Origin of the sequence: Streptococcus infantis (assembly GCF_047464715.1) — a bacterium.
In the GTDB taxonomy this organism is placed as follows: Bacteria; Bacillota; Bacilli; order Lactobacillales; family Streptococcaceae; genus Streptococcus; species Streptococcus infantis_S.
The window spans coordinates 194,761-214,012 of the sequence record NZ_JASHBJ010000001.1; the positions used below are offsets into that span (position 1 = coordinate 194,761).

Annotated in this window: 10 protein-coding genes, 1 tRNA gene and 1 other RNA gene; 10 read left to right on the forward strand and 2 right to left on the reverse strand. The window is 40.0% G+C overall.

The features are described 5' to 3' along the window. Window positions 1-3: 3 nt before the first annotated feature. Window positions 4-615: a peptide deformylase gene (gene def / locus QM419_RS01015; protein WP_414277600.1), complete on the reverse strand. Its 612-nt coding sequence runs from the start codon at window positions 613-615 to the stop codon at window positions 4-6. 158 nt (window positions 616-773) lie between these two features. Between def and QM419_RS01020 the strand changes: the two genes are divergently transcribed. From QM419_RS01020 to QM419_RS01040, 5 genes are all read left to right on the forward strand, one after another. Beyond that, complete coding sequence (locus QM419_RS01020; protein WP_414277601.1) at window positions 774-2,093, forward strand: CapA family protein; 1,320 nt, start codon at window positions 774-776, stop codon at window positions 2,091-2,093. A gap of 24 nt (window positions 2,094-2,117) precedes the next feature. Next, on the forward strand, window positions 2,118-2,945 hold the full coding sequence (locus tag QM419_RS01025) for an HAD family hydrolase (RefSeq protein ID WP_414277602.1): 828 nt from the start codon (window positions 2,118-2,120) through the stop codon (window positions 2,943-2,945). A 1-nt stretch (window position 2,946) separates the two neighbouring features. Continuing rightward, complete coding sequence (locus QM419_RS01030; protein WP_414277603.1) at window positions 2,947-3,582, forward strand: SGNH/GDSL hydrolase family protein; 636 nt, start codon at window positions 2,947-2,949, stop codon at window positions 3,580-3,582. A 60-nt stretch (window positions 3,583-3,642) separates the two neighbouring features. Continuing rightward, window positions 3,643-3,990: a transfer-messenger RNA gene (gene ssrA / locus QM419_RS01035) on the forward strand. A gap of 313 nt (window positions 3,991-4,303) precedes the next feature. Further along, entirely contained in the window at window positions 4,304-5,638 is a 1,335-nt protein-coding gene (locus QM419_RS01040; RefSeq protein ID WP_414277604.1) for an Nramp family divalent metal transporter, read from the forward strand. A 78-nt stretch (window positions 5,639-5,716) separates the two neighbouring features. Here the strand turns inward: QM419_RS01040 and QM419_RS01045 are convergent. Beyond that, window positions 5,717-5,804: transfer RNA gene (locus tag QM419_RS01045), tRNA-Ser, on the reverse strand. A 161-nt stretch (window positions 5,805-5,965) separates the two neighbouring features. Between QM419_RS01045 and QM419_RS01050 the strand changes: the two genes are divergently transcribed. The 5 genes from QM419_RS01050 to QM419_RS01070 all read left to right on the forward strand — a co-directional run bounded on the left by QM419_RS01050 (window position 5,966) and on the right by QM419_RS01070 (window position 19,227). Beyond that, window positions 5,966-6,706, forward strand: a complete 741-nt coding sequence (locus QM419_RS01050) for a DeoR/GlpR family DNA-binding transcription regulator (protein WP_414277605.1) — start codon at window positions 5,966-5,968, stop codon at window positions 6,704-6,706. Continuing rightward, window positions 6,703-7,614 carry a 1-phosphofructokinase gene (pfkB, locus tag QM419_RS01055; RefSeq protein ID WP_414277606.1) on the forward strand — a complete coding sequence of 304 codons (912 nt, stop codon included), beginning with the start codon at window positions 6,703-6,705 and terminating at the stop codon, window positions 7,612-7,614. Before QM419_RS01050 ends, pfkB begins: the two co-directional genes overlap by 4 nt. Beyond that, window positions 7,611-9,566, forward strand: coding sequence for a fructose-specific PTS transporter subunit EIIC (locus QM419_RS01060; RefSeq protein ID WP_414277607.1), 1,956 nt, complete (start codon window positions 7,611-7,613; stop codon window positions 9,564-9,566). Before pfkB ends, QM419_RS01060 begins: the two co-directional genes overlap by 4 nt. A 141-nt stretch (window positions 9,567-9,707) precedes the next feature. Then, on the forward strand, window positions 9,708-11,993 hold the full coding sequence (locus tag QM419_RS01065) for a DNA translocase FtsK (protein ID WP_414277608.1): 2,286 nt from the start codon (window positions 9,708-9,710) through the stop codon (window positions 11,991-11,993). Window positions 11,994-12,321: 328 nt separating this feature from the next. After that, window positions 12,322-19,227, forward strand: a complete 6,906-nt coding sequence (locus QM419_RS01070; protein ID WP_414277609.1) for a SpGH101 family endo-alpha-N-acetylgalactosaminidase — start codon at window positions 12,322-12,324, stop codon at window positions 19,225-19,227. Window positions 19,228-19,252: the final 25 nt, after the last annotated feature.

Here is a 19,252-nt window from a genome sequence, read left to right on the forward strand (position 1 = left end):
TCCTTATTCAAGAATGAGTAAACCTTCTTTGACTGCAAAAGGATCTTTTTCATTGATACGGTCGTAAAACATAATACCATTCAAGTGGTCGATTTCATGTTGAACAACGATTGAGTTGTAGCCTTTTAACTTGATACGATGTTTTTCGCCGTCCTTGTCGAAATAGTCGACAGTTACTCGAGCATGACGGATAACATAACCTGGGACAGCTCGGTCAACTGATAGACATCCTTCTCCCTCGCCTAAAGCAGCATCTTGGACTGAATGTGAGACGATTTTAGGATTGTACATTACAGCTTGTAAGTCATAGGCTTCCTGAGGTGTTTCACCATCTTCAGTGATATTTGGAACCAAAACAGCGATGATGCGTTTTGAGATGTCCAATTGTGGTGCTGCAAGTCCAACTCCTCCACGTAGTCCAAGTTTTTCAGCCATAACTGGATCTTGTGAATGTTTCAAAAATTGCATCATTTTCTCACCGAGGATAATATCTTGATCACTCAATGGGAAAGTGACCTCCTCAGCAACAGCACGCAGGGTTGGATTGCCCTCGCGGATAATATCTTTCATATCGATCAAATGTGAAGCTTTTGTAATACGTTCTATAGCAGACATGTTCTCTCCTTCCTTACATTACATTTACATGATAACACAAAACAGATGAGAAAGAAAGTCACAGAAGCTGTTAAAAAATATTAGAATAAAAGGAAATACCTATTTGTCTGTGGTATAATAAGGTAAGGAGACTTGCATCAAAAAGTAAGGAGAAAAAGATGGAAAAACGTAGTAGTAGAAATCAAAATGGTCCTATCTTACGGCTTGTCGAGAAATTGATTCGATTTTTTAGAAACTATCGCCAATGGAGTAATAAAACCTTTATTATGGTTTTGTTAATCGTAGTTGCTATTTCGATGGCATTGACTTTATTAGCTCAAGGGCTAAAGGGAATTCCTTTAGTAAATAGTAGTGCAACTACAGTAAGTCAGACAGCTGATTCTAAGGAGAAAAATACGGCAACAGAGCAAGAAACAAGTGCTCGCATCATGGCAAATGGTGATTTGCTCTATCATGACATTATTTATATTTCAGCAAAAAAGGCAGATGGCACCTACGATTTTCATGAAAACTTTGAATACGTAAAGCCTTGGCTTAAGCAAGCTGACTTGGTCATTGGTGATTTTGAAGGAACTGTAAATAAAGATCACTATCTTGCAGGTTACCCCTTATTTAATGCACCTGGTGAAGTCATGGACGCTATAAAAGATGCAGGCTATCAAGTGCTAGACTTGGCTCATAATCATATCTTGGATTCTCAAATTGAGGGAGTAGTTTCAACCGCAGATGCGATTGAAAAAGCTGGAATGACACCAATCGGAGTCTACACTCATGAACCACGAGATAAAGCACCTATTGTCATCAAGGAAGTCAATGGGATTAAAGTTGCCCTTTTAGCTTATTCCTATGGTTTTAACGGAATTGAACAAAGCATTTCTCAAGAGGATTATAATCGTTATCTTTCAGACTTAGATGAAGATAAAATGAAGGCTGAAATTGAACGAGCAGAGAAGGAGGCGGATATTACAATTATCATGCCTCAGATGGGAGTTGAGTATCAAATTGAGCCGACTGAGGAGCAAAAGAAACTTTATCATAAAATGATTGATTGGGGAGCTGATATTATCTTTGGTGGTCACCCTCACGTTGTTGAACCAGCTGAAACGGTTGAAAAAGACGGTGATAAAAAGCTTATCATTTACTCTATGGGGAATTTTATCTCAAATCAACGGATTGAAACCATGCAGGATGTTGAAAATGCCAAGTGGACGGAACGTGGAGTCCTCATGGATGTGACCATTAAGAAAAAATCTGGTAAAACAACTATCGAGACGGCTCAAGCACATCCAAGCTGGGTGAGTCGGACTCCTAAGGGAGGTTATTCTCCAGAAGGATACCCACTCTATCTATACCAAACCTATATCTTGGAAGATTTTATAGAGGGTGGGAAATATCGTGATCAGTTAGACGAGGCGACCAAGGAACGGATTGATACAGCCTATAAAGAAATGAATGAACATGTAGGTTTGAAGTGGTAGTGATTCGAACCTCAAGGAGACACAATGGAAATTAAGATTATTGCAACAGATATGGATGGTACTTTGTTAGATCCAAGAGGTCAACTAGACCTTCCTCGCTTAGAGAAAATTTTGGATAAGCTGGACCACCGTGGCGTTCGGTTTGTCATTGCGACTGGAAATGAAGTTCATCGTATGAGACAATTACTGGGACATCTAGCAGAAAGAGTCGTTCTTGTAGTTGCTAATGGTGCTCGTATATTTGAAAATGATGAATTGCTTCAAGCACAAACTTGGGATGATGCCATGGTTGATAGGGCTTTGGGCCATTTTAAAGGTAGGGAATGTCAGGATCAGTTTGTCGTAACTGGTATGAATGGTGGCTTTGTAAAGGAAGGTACTGTCTTTACAGAACTAGATAAATTTATGACTCCGGAGATGATTGAGAAGCTCTATCAACGAATGCATTTTGTTGATGAATTTGACTCCAGCCTTTTCGGTGGTGTTCTCAAGATGAGTATGGTAGTTGGTGAAGAACGATCCGATTCGGTTTTACAGGAGATTAATGACTTATTTGATGGGCATGTGCGAGCTGTCTCTAGTGGATATGGCTGTATTGATATCTTACAGGACGGGATTCATAAGGCGTGGGGCCTAGAAGAATTGCTCAAACGTTGGAACTTAAAACCTGAACAAATCATGGCCTTTGGTGATAGTGAAAATGACATTGAAATGTTAGAGTTGGCAGGTATTTCATATGCCATGGAAAATGCAGAAGAGTCTGTTAAAGAAGTAGCTACAAAAATAGCCCCAGCTAACAGTCAGGCGGGTGTTTACCAAGTTTTAGAAAACTGGCTAGAAAAAGGAGAATAACTTGGCAGTACAACTATTAGAAAATTGGCTCTTAAAAGAGCAAGAGAAAATCCAAACCAAGTATCGTGAACTTAATCAAATCTCAGTAATTGAACCCAATATCATTTTTATCGGTGATTCTATTGTTGAGTATTATCCCTTGCAGGAATTGCTAGGGACAGCCAAGACCATTGTGAACCGAGGTATTCGTGGTTATCAGACTGGACTTTTGCTAGATAACCTAGATGCTCATCTCTATGGTGATACGGTGGATCAGATTGTGCTTTTGATTGGGACCAATGACATTGGGAAAGATGTTCCAATGACGGAAACACTAAACAATCTTGAAAGCGTGATTCAAAGTATTTCTCGTGACTATCCTCTGTCACAAATAAAGCTAGTTTCTATCTTACCGGTCAATGAGAGCGAGAACTTCAAACAGACTGTTTACATTCGTACTAATGAGAAAATCAAGGCGTGGAACCAAGCCTATCAAGAGCTAGCTTCAGCCTATATGCAGGTAGAATATGTGTCTGTTTTTGAGAAATTACTTGATCAGGAAGGACAGCTCAAGGAGGGGTACACAACAGATGGCCTTCACCTCAGTGTCTCGGGTTATCATATTCTATCAGAAGCCTTGAAAGATTACATTTTCTAGGCATCTACTTGCTTTTTTGCTTTTTTAGCTTAGATAAGGTATAATATTTTTATTGTCTTTGGGGTCGTTACGGATTCGACAGGCATTATGAGGCATATTTTGCAACTCGTGTGGCGACGTAAACGCACAGTTAAATATAACTGCAAAAAATAACACATCTTACGCTCTAGCTGCCTAAAAACCAGCAGGCGTGACCCGATTCGGATTGCTCGTGTCTGATGATGGGTCTTATTATTAGCGAGATACGATCAAGCTTTGTCTAGCAGTTTGATAAGAGATTTATAGACTCGCAGTTCCTAGGCTTGAGTTATGTGTCGATGGACTGTTAAAACAATACATAACCTATGGTTGTAGACAAATATGTTGGCAGGTGTTTGGACGTGGGTTCGACTCCCACCGGCTCCATTATTCTTTTGCATTCCTTTCTAAAACGTTGTTAAAACAACGTTTTTTATTTTTCTCTTTTATATTCCTTAGTATTGTTTTTTAGAAAAAGGATACAACAAAGGATACAACATTCCACCGTATCCTAAATATAAAACAGGTACTGAATTTCTTCAGTTTTTTAAAAAATTTGTGTTATAATTAAGGTATGTTAAAAAATGGTGAAAACAATCAATTAGTTTTCATTTAGTTTTCAATATCTTATGAATTAAGGATTATCTTATTTTTCAATCATAAAAACAAATGAAAAGGTAGGGTTAGAAAGAGGTAGTGAGAAATGTCATCTCATAAAAAAGTTTCACTTTCTGAGATTAATCAGTCTATAGAGACTCCAAATAATAATCATTTCTGGCAAAATTTAAAGGCCTTTTTAGGTCCGGGTGCTCTTGTAGCAGTTGGTTATATGGATCCAGGAAACTGGATTACCAGTGTAGTGGGTGGTGCTTCCTATAAGTATAGTCTCTTGTTTGTCATCTTGATTTCATCTCTCATTGCCATGCAACTTCAGCAGATGGCAGGAAAGCTTGGGATTGTAACCCAGATGGACTTGGCTCAGGCAACAGCTCATCATTCACCTAAATGGCTTCGTTATAGCTTATGGGTGATTTTAGAATTAGCCTTGATGGCGACAGACCTGGCAGAAGTACTAGGTTCTGCCATTGCTCTCAACCTTCTCTTTAAGATTCCGATTATGATAGCCATCCTTTTGACGGTTCTAGATGTCTTTCTCTTATTGCTACTGATGAAATTTGGCTTTAAGAAGATCGAAGCTATCGTTACAACACTGATTTTAACAATCTTAGCAATCTTTACTTATCTGGTAGCTTTGTCACATCCAAGCTTCCAAGGAATCGCTGAGGGTTATTTACCAAATTCAACCTTATTTGAGAGTCCATTGCCAGGACATGAAAGTCAATTAACATTAGCGCTGGGAATAGTAGGTGCGACAGTGATGCCCCATAACCTCTATTTGCATTCTTCCTTGTCTCAAACTCGGAAAATCAATCACAAGGACAGAAATGATGTTCGAAAAGCGGTGCGCTTTATGACTTGGGACTCAAATCTCCAATTATCATTGGCCTTTGTGGTTAACTCCCTTCTTTTGATCTTAGGGGCGGCCCTCTTCTTCGGACATGCATCTGAAATTTCCGCTTTTTCTCAAATGTATAATGCCTTGCAGGATTCAACCATTGCAGGAGCCATCGCTAGCTCGACCTTATCAACCTTGTTTGCCTTGGCCCTATTAGCCAGTGGTCAGAATTCGACTATCACAGGTACCTTGACAGGACAAATCGTTATGGAAGGTTTCTTACATTTGCGATTGCCTCAGTGGTTCATTCGTTTGGCGACTCGTCTCTTTGCCTTGCTGCCTGTTATGATAGTAGCGGTTCTGTTCGGTCATCAAGAAAAAACCTTGGATCAGTTATTGGTCTATTCACAGGTCTTTCTTTCAATCGCTCTTCCATTTTCAATCTTTCCTCTGATTTATCTAACCTCAAAAAAATCACTGATGGGAGAATTTACCAATGCCAAATGGAATACTATCCTTGGTTATATCGTTTCCATTATCTTGACCATCCTCAATGTGAAATTGTTATTTGATATTTTCTAAGAAATTCACCCGAGTTATAAAACAAACATATAAAAAAAGATACCCAAGATTTCTTGGGTATCTTTTTTAGAAAATAAACGGAAGACATGGGATTCGAACCCACGCACGCTTTAACACGCCTACCGCGTTTCCAACACGGCCTCTTAAGCCTCTTGAGTAATCTTCCATTGTTTACTAACCTAGTCTACCATAAAGCCTTCTTTCTTGCAAATTTATTTGAAGTCGAGGGGGCGGTGATAGAAAATGAAAGAAAATGATAAAAAATGCTTGACTTTGATTTTTTTTGTGATAGAATGATTAATGTAATCGTTAACAGGAGATGAGTAGATGCTAAAAACCGAGAGGAAAAAGTTAATTTTAGAAGAACTAAGAAAACACAAAGTCGTTTCTCTAGAGAAATTAGTAGGCTTGTTAGATACTTCAGAATCAACAGTTAGACGTGATTTGGATGAATTGGAGTCTGAAAATAAACTTCGTCGAGTGCATGGAGGAGCAGAGTTGCCTCACTCCTTGCAAGAAGAAGAAACCATTCAAGAAAAATCTGTCAAAAACCTTCAAGAGAAGAAGTTGATTGCTCAAAAAGCATCTTCCCTCATCAAAGAAAAAGATGTTATCTTTGTGGATGCAGGAAGTACGACAGCCTTTCTCATTAAAGAATTGGAGCGAAAAGACATTACAGTGGTAACCAATTCCATTCACCATGCGGTGCAGTTAGTGGACAAGCAAATCCCAACAGTCATTATCGGTGGTGGAGTCAAGATGACAACGGATGCCAGTATCGGAGGAGTAGCTCTCAATCAGATTAACCAACTGCACTTTGATCGTGCCTTTATTGGAATGAATGGTGTAGATGAAGGTTACTTTACAACTCCAGATATGGAGGAGGGAGCCGTCAAGCGTGCTATCTTAGAAAATGCTAAACAGACATATGTTCTAGCAGATTCATCCAAGATTGGTCAGTCTTGTTTTGCTAAGGTAGCTCCTATAAAAAGAGCAATTGTCATTACAAGCAAGGGTCACGAACTCTTGCCAGCTATCAAAGAGAAAACGGAGGTAATAGAAGTATGATTTATACAGTCACACTCAATCCATCTATAGACTACATTGTCCGTTTGGACAAAGTGGAAGTTGGTAGTGTCAATCGTATGGACAGTGATGATAAGTTTGCTGGTGGTAAAGGTATCAATGTTAGCCGTGTCTTGAAGCGTTTGGATATTCCAAATACAGCGACAGGTTTCATCGGAGGCTTTACTGGAAAATTTATCACAGATACTTTAGCTGAAGAACAAATTGAAACGCAATTTGTCCAAGTGGCAGAAGATACGCGTATCAATGTCAAAATCAAAGCAGACCAAGAAACTGAAATCAATGGGACAGGTCCTAATGTTGAGCCCGAACAACTTGAAGAGTTAAAAGCCATTCTTTCAAGTTTGACAGCAGAAGATACAGTAGTATTTGCGGGTTCGAGTGCTAAAAACTTGGGTAATGTTATTTACAAAGAATTAATTGCCTTGACGCGTCAGACAGGCGCACAAGTAGTCTGTGACTTTGAAGGTCAAACCTTGATTGATAGTTTGGATTATCAACCACTTTTAGTCAAGCCAAACAATCATGAACTGGGAGCTATCTTTGGAGTTAAGCTTGAAAGCCTTGATGAAATAGAGAAATACGCTCGAGAGTTATTGGCTAAAGGTGCTCAAAACGTGATTATTTCTATGGCTGGTGATGGTGCCCTTTTGGTAACATCAGATGGAGCATACTTTGCTAAACCGATTAAAGGAACCGTGAAAAACTCAGTTGGTGCTGGTGACTCTATGGTTGCTGGATTTACGGGTGAGTTTGTCAAATCAAAAGACGCAGTAGAAGCCTTCAAGTGGGGAGTGGCATGTGGAACAGCAACCACCTTCTCAGATGATTTAGCAACTGCAACATTTATTAAAGAAACTTATGAAAAAGTTGAGGTAGAAAAAAGATGAAAATTCAAGATTTATTGAGAAAAGATGTCATGTTGCTTGATTTGCAAGCGACTGAAAAAAGAGCAGCTATCGAAGAAATGATTCATAGCTTAGTTGAACACGGATACGTGACAGATTTTGAAACCTTTAAAGAAGGAATTTTAGCGCGTGAAGCTTTGACTTCTACAGGTTTGGGTGACGGTATCGCAATGCCTCACAGCAAAAATGCTGCAGTTAAAGAAGCAACAGTTCTCTTTGCTAAGTCAAACAAGGGTGTTGACTACGAAAGTTTAGACGGGCAACCAACTGACCTCTTCTTTATGATTGCTGCTCCAGAAGGTGCCAATGATACTCACTTGGCTGCCTTGGCAGAATTGTCACAATATTTGATGAAAGACGGATTTGCTGATAAACTTCGTCAAGTAACATCAGCTGATCAAGTCATTGAACTCTTTGACCAAGCTTCAGAAAAAGCTCAAGAACCAGTTCAAGCTCCTGCAAATGAATCTGGTGACTTTATCGTAGCAGTTACAGCTTGTACAACAGGAATTGCCCACACATACATGGCCCAAGAAGCTCTTCAAAAAGTGGCTGCGGAAATGGGTGTTGGTATCAAGGTTGAAACCAACGGTGCAAGTGGTGTTGGCAACAAATTGACAGCAGAAGATATCCGCAATGCCAAAGCTGTTATCATCGCTGCAGATAAAGCAGTTGAGATGGATCGTTTCGATGGTAAACCATTGGTGAACCGTCCGGTTGCAGATGGTATTCGTAAGACAGAAGAGTTGATCAACTTGGCTCTTTCTGGTAATGCTGAAGTCTACCGTGCTGCTAATGGAGCGCAAGCTTCAACAGCATCTAATGAAAAACAAAGTCTAGGTGGTGCCTTCTACAAACACTTGATGAGTGGTGTATCACAAATGTTGCCATTCGTTATTGGTGGTGGTATCATGATTGCCCTCGCCTTCTTGATTGATGGTGCTTTGGGGGTTCCAAATGAGAGTCTTGGAAATCTTGGTTCTTACCATGAACTCGCTTCTATGTTCATGAAAGTTGGTGGTTCTGCCTTTGGTTTGATGTTGCCAGTATTTGCAGGATATGTTGCCTACTCAATCGCTGAAAAACCAGGTTTGGTAGCAGGTTTCGTAGCTGGTGCTATCGCTAAAGAAGGTTATGCCTTTGGTAAAATTCCTTACGCTCAGGGTGGCGAAGCAACTTCAGCTCTTGCAGGAGTATCATCAGGTTTCCTTGGAGCCCTTGTTGGTGGATTCATCGCTGGTGCCTTGGTGCTCTTGGTTAAGAAATACGTGAAGGTTCCTCGCTCCCTTGAAGGTGCTAAATCAATCCTACTCTTGCCACTTCTTGGAACAATCTTGACAGGATTTGTCATGCTGGCTGTAAATATCCCAATGGCCGCAATCAACACTGGTATGAACAACTTCCTTGGCGGTCTTGGAGGCGGATCAGCTGTCCTTCTTGGTATCGTTCTTGGAGGAATGATGGCTGTCGATATGGGTGGACCTGTCAATAAAGCAGCTTATGTCTTTGGTACTGGTACTCTTGCAGCAACAGTGGCAACAGGTGGTTCAGTAGCTATGGCAGCAGTTATGGCTGGAGGAATGGTTCCACCACTTGCAATCTTTGTGGCAACACTTCTCTTCAAAAATAAATTTACAAAAGAAGAACGTAACTCAGGTTTGACGAACATCGTTATGGGATTGTCATTCATCACTGAAGGTGCGATTCCATTTGGTGCAGCTGACCCAGCTCGTGCTATTCCAAGCTTTATCCTTGGTTCAGCAGTAGCAGGTGGACTTGTTGGTCTTGCAAATATCAAACTCATGGCACCACATGGAGGAATCTTCGTTATCGCCCTTACTTCAAATGCTCTTCTCTATCTTGTCTCTGTCTTGGTAGGAGCACTTGTCAGTGGTGTCGTTTACGGTTACCTACGTAAACCTATAGAAAAATAATCACAAACACATTCAAATGACTGAACACGAAAGTGGGCAGTCATTTTTTTAACCCCTCGAAAAGTTCATGAAATATGTTATAATAGAAGAATGGCAAACAAGAATACAACTAAAACAAGACGCAGACCGTCGAAAGCAGAATTGGAAAGAAAACAAGCGATTCAACGAATGTTGATTTCCTTAGCTTTGGCTATTTGTTTAATTTTTGCTGCTCTTAAATGGGGAGCTGTCGGAATCACTGTTTATAACCTGATTCGCTTACTCGTAGGGAGTTTAGCATACTTAGCTATTTTCTCTCTCTTGATTTATCTATTCTTCTTTAAATGGATTCATAAACAAGAAGGCTTGCTAGCAGGTTTCTTCTTTATTTTTGCAGGCTTGCTCCTCATCTTTCAAGCTTATCTTGTCTGGAAACTTAGCATGGCAAATGCTGTTTTTCAAGGAACGATTGGACAAATCTTTAAAGATTTAACCAGTTTTCAAGTAACAAGTTTTGCAGGGGGAGGCTTGTTAGGGGTAGGTCTCTACATTCCGGTAGCCTTTTTGTTCTCAAACATCGGTACCTATTTCATAGGGGCAATTTTAATCCTAATCGGAGCTCTTTTAATGAGTCCATGGTCTATCTATGATATTGCTGATTTTCTTTCAGCTCGATTTGCTATCTGGATGGAACGCCGTGAACAGAAAAAACAAGAGCGCTTTATCAAGCGTGAAGAGGAAAAGGCGCGAAGAGAAGCAGAAGAGCAAGCAAGACTTGAAAAAGAAAGAGAAGAGCAGGCTTTGCTTGACATGCAGCCTGTAGATATGGAAACTGGAGAAATCTTATCAGACGAACCACTGCAAGAATTTCCTCCACTTCCAGAGGAGGAATGGGTAGAACCTGAGATTATTCTCCCGCAAGCTGATTTTGATTACCCTGAAGAAGGAGACTATCCAGAGGAAGAAGTTTTCTCTGAAGAGGATGATGATGACGAAGAGGTTGAAGTAGATTTTTCTGCTAAAAAGGCCTTGGAGTATAAGCTCCCAAGCTTGCAACTCTTTGCACCAGATAAACCAAAAGATCAGTCAAAAGAAAAGAAAATCGTTAGAGAAAATATTAAAATTTTGGAAGAGACCTTCGCAAGTTTTGGTATTAAAGTAACGGTTGAAAGAGCAGAAATTGGACCATCTGTTACCAAGTATGAAGTTAAACCTGCAGTTGGTGTCCGTGTCAACCGTATTTCAAACCTAGCCGACGATTTAGCTCTTGCTCTGGCTGCTAAAGATGTCCGTATTGAAGCACCGATTCCAGGGAAATCCTTGGTAGGTATCGAAGTTCCTAACTCGGAAATTGCAACTGTATCCTTCCGTGAGCTTTGGGAACAATCTCAAACAAAACCTGAAAATCTTTTAGAAATTCCTCTTGGGAAAGCAGTCAATGGTACGGCTCGTAGTTTTGATTTGGCTAAAATGCCTCACTTGCTAGTTGCCGGTTCTACGGGTTCTGGTAAATCTGTTGCAGTTAATGGTATTATCGCTAGCATTCTCATGAAGGCTCGTCCAGATCAAGTCAAATTTATGATGGTTGATCCTAAAATGGTTGAGCTTTCAGTTTACAACGATATCCCTCATCTCTTGATTCCAGTTGTGACCAATCCTCGTAAGGCCAGCAAGGCCCTTCAAAAAGTCGTTGATGAGATGGAAAATCGCTATGAGCTTTTCGCCAAAGTTGGAGTTCGAAATATTGCTGGTTTTAATGCTAAGGTTGAGGAATTTAATGCTCAGTCCGAATACAAACAAGTACCTCTACCTTTAATCGTCGTAATTGTGGATGAGTTGGCTGACCTCATGATGGTTGCCAGCAAGGAAGTAGAAGATGCTATTATCCGTCTCGGACAGAAGGCGCGTGCGGCTGGTATTCATATGATCCTTGCAACTCAGCGTCCTTCGGTTGATGTTATCTCTGGTTTGATTAAGGCAAATGTGCCGTCTCGTGTGGCTTTTGCAGTTTCTTCGGGAACAGATTCACGTACGATATTGGATGAAAATGGTGCTGAGAAATTACTCGGCCGAGGCGATATGCTCTTTAAGCCAATTGATGAAAACCATCCTGTTCGTCTCCAAGGTTCCTTTATTTCAGATGATGATGTTGAACGTATCGTAAACTTCATCAAGGCTCAAGCTGATGCTGATTATGATGAAAGCTTTGATCCGGGAGAAGTATCTGAGACAGAGGGTGATTTTGGTTCTAGCGATGATGCTGGAGATCCGCTCTTTGAAGAAGCTAAAGCTCTCGTCATCGAGACACAAAAAGCAAGTGCATCTATGATTCAGCGCCGTCTTTCAGTTGGTTTTAACCGAGCAACTCGATTGATGGAAGAATTAGAGTTAGCAGGTGTTATTGGACCTGCTGAAGGAACAAAACCTCGAAAAGTATTGCAACAATAAATTGTTTGAAAATAGAATAAAAATTCAAGAAATTACCTTTCTAAAATCGGGAAAATCTACTCTAATTTTTCGAAGGTGATTTCTTTTTTTATGCCTATGATTATAGGTGTTCTTGTAGTAAAAAGACTTTCAGGTTGGTCCGAAAATTAGATTTTACTTTTACTAATTTTAACTAATATAGTATTGATTTTTAAACTAGTTTTTGATATATTAAAATGGCATAAGAAATATTTATATGTTTAAAAAATAAGCGAAAAAAATGAAGGGAGTTATTTTTTTAAAATAAATTGCAAACGCTTACTTTTTAAGCAGGAAGGAATAAAAAATAATGGATAAAAGGTTATTTGAAAAACGTTGTAAATATAGTATTCGGAAATTTTCATTAGGTGTTGCTTCTGTTATCATTGGTGCTACATTCTTCGGAACAAGTACCGTTTTAGCTGATACAGCACAGACTGGTTCTACCGCAAATATGCCAGCTGATTTAGCAGCAGCCCTAGCAAATGCAAAAGATGATAATGGGCATGACTTTGAAGCGCCGAAACCTGGAGAAGACCAAGGTTCTCCTGAAGTTACTGAAGGGCCAAAAACTGAAGAAGAAATACTTGCGAAAGAAAAAGAAGCAGTAGTACCATCTGCAACTGAAACAACCGAAAGTGAACTCCCTAAAGATCTACGCGAAAAGTTGGATAAGGCTGAAGATAGTGGACATACTGCTTCAAAAGAAGATTTAGCAAAAGAAGATAAAAGTTTAGTTCCAGAGGATGTTGCTAAAACAAAAAATGGAATATTGAACTACGGCGCTACTGTTGAAATTAAGAGTGATGCCGGAACTGGTAGTGGTATCGTTATCGGGGATAATCTTGTTTTATCAGTATCTCATAACTTTATCAAGGATGTTCCAGATGGAAACAATCGTAAAGTTGCTGATAATATTGATAGTGACGACGATGTTTATACCATTTCTTACGAGGGAGCTCCAGACGTTAAGTTTAGTAAAAATGATGTAAAACACTGGGACCGTGAAGGCTTCCTAAAAGGTTATAAAAATGACCTAGCTATCGTGAAACTTCGCAAACCTCTTGCAAACGCTCCAGTTGAAGTTTTGGATAAACCATCTACTATCAAGGTGGGAGATAAGGTGCATGTTTTTGGCTATCCAAAGGGAGAGCTCGATCCAATCCTCAATACTACTGTCGAAGATATTAATGACCATGGAGAAGGCGTTCGTGGAATTAGCTACCAAGGAAGTGAACCTGGTGCAAGTGGCGGTGGAATCTTTGATGAAAATGGAAAATTAATTGGGATTCATCAAAACGGTGTATCTGGTAAACGTAGTGGTGGTATTCTTTTCTCACCTGCACAGTTAGAGTGGATTCAAAACTATATTAAGGGTATTGAAACAACTAAACCAGCTGGTCTAGATGCTCTTGATAAACAAGTTGAAGATAAAGAAGAAAAACCAAAAGAGGATAAACCTCAGGAAGAAAAACCAGCTGACAATAAACCAGCAGAAAACAAACCAGCAGAAAACAAACCAGCTGAAGCAGCAACGGGAGAAACTAGCGACGCTACTGCCGAAGTGAAAAAAGAGTGGAATTCAGTAAGCCGTGTGAAAGGGAATGTTGAAGTCGTTGAAGAAGGCGGAGTACGCTACAACAAATTAACTTCAACAACAGCTAACGACAATGGAGCAAACGAAGCTTTATTTGAAAAAGCTGGATTACAGGCGGATGCGGAAGGAAATGTAAGCGTTGACTTAACGTTCAAGGCAAACACTCCTCCAGCTGAAACTCGCTTTGGGGTATATCTAAAATATAAAGATAATGACAACAACATCTTTGTAGGGTATGACAAGGGCGGTTGGTTCTGGCAATACAAAGGACCAAATGTAAACACATGGTATAGCAAGACTCGTGTAGAAGCACCAAATGTAGGGGAAGAAAACCATCTATCTATCGTGTACAAGAAAGACGGTCAATTAAACGCTACAAATAATGGACAAAATTTATTTAGCACAGAAGTCGTTCCAGAAGCTGTCAAGAACGCTTTAGCTGATGTGAATAAAGTTTACCTCAAAGCTGGGACTTACGGTACAGAATTATCTTCTGTATCGATCAAAGCGGATAACCAAGATAACATCAAACCTGAAGAAGAAACTCCGGCTGTGGATGATGGATTACGTCGCAATGACCAAGATGTTCACTATGAAACTTTACAATCAGAACAATTAAAAGCGATTATCGACACAGCGTTTCCACGTGTTAAAGAATATGAATTAGATGGAAAAACGTTAACAGGTCAAGTTCAAAAATTAGATAAAATGTCAATCAACGGTGTATTAGTCACTCCAGAAGTTCAATACCGTAAGATTGATGACACTACTGCAGAATATGTAATGAAAGTAAGAAACGATGATGAATTCATCAACGCTGAAATCACTGTGAAATTACAATTAGTCGGCAACGAAATGCACTTCGATGTGACAAAAGTAGTGAACAAAAACAATGTCGAAATGGGTAAACCAGTCGACAATGTTCGCAAATTAATCCAAACCATTGAATTCCCAGGAAACACATTAGTGTCTGTAGGTTCAAATAAACAAGGTGCGAAATTCGATGGTGCTCAAATGTCAACAAACACACATAACCGTGGAGACTATCATTTAGACTTGAAAGAAGGCAAGATGAATGAATATACTTACGGTTTCATGTATGGATTTGTTTCTTCTAACGAATTAGCAGCGTCTGTTTGGAGTAACTCTCAATTTACTTACAGAGGAAATGACTTTGCACGTTTAACAACAGCGTTAGAACGTGTAGAAGGCGTGAACTACTTAGGTATTCAAAGCTCACCTTACTGGTACCAACGTGCTTATAAGAACTTGGTATTCCCAGAATACACATTAGAATTACCAAGTTCTAAAGTAGTCATCACAAAAGACTTAAACAAAGATAATGTTGTGGACTGGCAAGATGGTGCGATTGCCTATCGTAATATCATGAACAATCCTAAAGGAGCAGAATCTGTTCCAGATTTAGTAGCGTATCGTATTGCAATGAACTTCGCATCTCAAGCGCAAAACCCATTCTTAATGACATTAGATGGTATTAAGAAGATTAACTTACACACAGACGGATTAGGCCAATCAATCCTACTTAAAGGGTATGGTAGTGAAGGTCACGACTCAGGTCACTTAAACTATGCAGATATCGGTAAGAGAATCGGTGGCGTTGAAGACTTCAAGAAATTATTAGCGAGAGCAAAAGAATACGGAGCTAAAATCGGTATTCACGTAAACGCTTCTGAAACATATCCTGAATCTAAATACTTCAGTGAAGCCATTTTACGTAGAAACTCTGACGGAACATATATGTACGGTTGGAACTGGTTAGACCAAGGTATCAACATCGATGCAGAATATGACTTAGCTCATGGACGTTTGGATCGTTGGAAAGAATTAAGAGAAAAACTAGGTGCTGACTTAGACTTCATCTATGTGGACGTTTGGGGTAACGGACAATCAGGAGATAACACTGCTTGGCCAACTCACGTACTTGCTAAAGAAATAAACTCTCAAGGCTGGCGTATGGCAATCGAGTGGGGCTTCGGTGCGGAATATGACTCAACATTCCAACACTGGGCCGCTGACTTAACTTACGGTGGATACTCACTGAAAGGTATTAACTCAAATATTACTCGATTCATCCGTAACCACCAAAAAGACTCATGGGTGGGTGACTATCCAAGTTACGGTGGTGCAGCGAACTATCCATTACTTGGTGGATATAACATGAAAGACTTCGAAGGATGGCAAGGTCGAAGCGACTACGAAGGATATATTCGTAACCTCTTCGAAAACAACATCATGACGAAGTTTTTCCAACACTACAAAGTTTCTAAATGGGTGAACGGTGACCCAGTTGCGATGAGCGACAATGGTCAAAACTACAAGTGGACTCCAGAAATGGAAGTTGATTTAACAAATGACAATGGGGATGAAGTGAAGATTGTTCGTCAATCAAACGACCCTAACAGCCCAGACTACCGTAAACGTGTCACAACATTAAACGGTCGTGTTATCGAAAATGGTGGAAGTTACTTAGTACCATGGAACTGGGATGAAAATGGTAAAGCTTTAACAGGCGACAAAGAAAAGATGTACTTCTTCACAAATACTGCTGGAACAACTGAATGGACACTTCCAGACGATTGGACTGGAGATAAAGTATACCTCTATCGTCTAACAGACCAAGGAAAACAAGATGTTGTGGAATTAACAGTCGGCGCAGACCGTAAGATTCAAATTACGGGAGATGCGTACCAACCATATGTACTTTACAAAGCTCCTCAAGGCAAGAAGACAATGGTATGGAGTGAAGGACTACACATCTATGACCAAGGTTTCAACAGCGGAACATTAGATCATTGGGAAAAAACTGGTGACAGCGAACATGCTGAAATCGTGAAATCTCAAGGGGCAAACGAAATGTTACGTATTCAAGGTAACACTGAACGTGTGACATTGAAACAACGCTTAACAGACTTGAAACCTAATACAAGATATGCCGTTTATGTAGGCGTGGATAACCGAAGCGATGCACGTGCAGATATCACAGTCCGTGTCGGAGATAAAGTGATTTCTAACTACACAAATAAATCAATCGCGAAGAACTATGTACAAGCACATGCGCATAACACACTTAAGAAGAATGCGACAGTAGATAATACAAGTTACTTCCAAAACATGTATGTATACTTCACAACAGGCGAAGATGTTTCTAATGTGACATTAGAACTTGGACGTGATGCGGATGCAGCAGCAACTTACTTCGATGAAATTCGTGTATTTGAAAATCAATCTGTAATGTACAACGAAAAACACGATACAGGAAATGGTAAATTCAAACAAGACTTTGAAGAAGTGCCTCAAGGTATCTTCCCATTCGTAGTTGGCGATGTTGAAGGCGTACAAGATAACCGTACTCACTTATCTGAGAAACACGAACCATATACTCAACGTGGATGGAATGGTAAGAAAGTCAACGATGTTATCGAAGGCAATTGGTCATTGAAGACGAACGGTTTAACAGGAAATGACAAACTCGTTTACCAAACAATTCCACAAAACTTCCGCTTCGAAGAAGGTAAGACTTATAAAGTAACCTTCGATTATGAAGCAGGTTCAAATGGAGCATACTCATTCGTTATCGGTAATGGCGAAAATTCTCGTCGTAGTAAATTAATGAAATACGACTTAGAAAACACTTGGGAAAATTCATCAACTCCTAAGAAAGTAAGCTTCTATGTTACTGGTGAAAAAGGTGGAAACACTTGGATTGGTATTTACTCAAATGCGCGTGGTGCCGATACTAAAGGTGATACAGATAACAACGAAATCAACTTCAAAGGTTATAAAGACTTTATGTTAGATAACCTTGAAATTGAAGAAATTAAGTTAACTGGTAAGATGATCATCGATGAAGCATACGAAAAGAATACTCCAATCGTAAATGGCAACTACAAACAAGATTCATTAAATGCTTATAAAGACGCTGTAGCAGCTTTATTAGAAGCAGACGATGATATTAGTGTGGATGATGCTAAAGCTCTTGTAGAACGCGTTAACGAGGCTAAAGAAAAACTTGCGGTGAAACGTAGCGCTCCAGATTGGGACGATATTCATGATCTTGATGCTCCTTATGAAGAAGCAGATAATGTATGGTATGCATTTGATGGAAATACAAATACTTTATGGCATACACCTTATGGAGTGAATAGCTTAGGAAAACCATTAACAGTAGAGTTCAATAATCCGATGGAATCAACTCGCTTTGAATATGTTCCTCGTCCTTCAGGTCCAAACGGACGTGTGATGAGCGGTAGCCTTACAGTGATTGATGAAAAAGGACAAGAACATAACTTTAACTTTACTGGATGGGCAAATGATGCGAAGACAAAAGTGATTAACTTTGATGCTCCAATCAAGGTGAAGAAAGCTATCTTTACTGGTAACGAAACATACGGTGACCCTGGACATATTTCAGCAGCGGAATTACGCTTCGTCCTTCCAATTGAAAATGATAAACCATTAGATGAAGCTGCATACAATGCTGAAGTAGAACGTGTTCGTAAGATTGATCGTCAAGATGTGAAAGAATACTTGGCAGCTGTTGAAGCGTACAAGAATGGTCTTGCAGAACATAACTTATTAACTCCAAACGGACTTAATAAATTGGTAGAAGGCTTGAAAGAAATTAAAGAAACTGAAGAACCAACTCCAAATCCAGAGCCAACTCCAGATCCGAAACCAACTCCAAATCCAGAGCCAACTCCAAATCCAGAGCCAACTCCAAATCCAGAGCCAACTCCAAATCCAGAGCCAACTCCAAATCCAGAGCCAACTCCAGATCCAAAACCAACTCCAGATCCAGAGCCAACTCCAGATCCAGAGCCAACTCCAGATCCAGAGCCAACTCCAGATCCAGAGCCAACTCCAGATCCAAAACCAACTCCAGATCCAGAACCAACTCCAGATCCAAAACCAACTCCAGATCCAAAACCAACTCCAGATCCAGAGCCAACTCCAGATCCGAAACCAACTCCAGATCCAGAGCCAACCCCAGATCCAAAACCAACTCCTGAACCTGAAGTATTATCAAGTAAGGGAGAACAGCAACCACCAGTAGTTGAAATTCCAGAATTCAAGGGTGGCGTTAATGCTGCAGAAGTGGCTGTTTATGACATTCCAGAATTCAAGGGTGGCGTTAATGCTGTAGAAGCGGCTGTTTATGACATTCCAGAGTTCAAAGGTGGCGTTAATTGGGTTGAAGCGGATAAGAATGAGCTCCCAGAGTTCAAAGGTGGCGTTAATTGGGTTGAAGCGGATAAGAATGAGCTCCCAGAGTTCAAAGGTGGCGTTAATTGGGTTGAAGCGGACAAGAATGAGCTCCCAGAATTCAAAGGTGGCGTTAATTGGGTTGAAGCAGCTAAGAATGATGTTCCTGAGTATAAAGAAACATTAGGTGCAGGAGACAATCAGACAAGTCCAATTGCAGAAAAACTTGATCAGAAACCAGCTCTAACACCAACACCTGCTATGCAAGCAGCACAAAAAGAAGCGGATCAGGCCAAACTTCCTGAAACAGGAGAAGGAGCAACTGGACACCTCTTCCTAGCTGGTCTTGCAGTAGCAATGTCTGCTCTATTTCTTGAAAAAAGAAAAGAAGATTAAAATATCATAGAGTTTTACACTATGA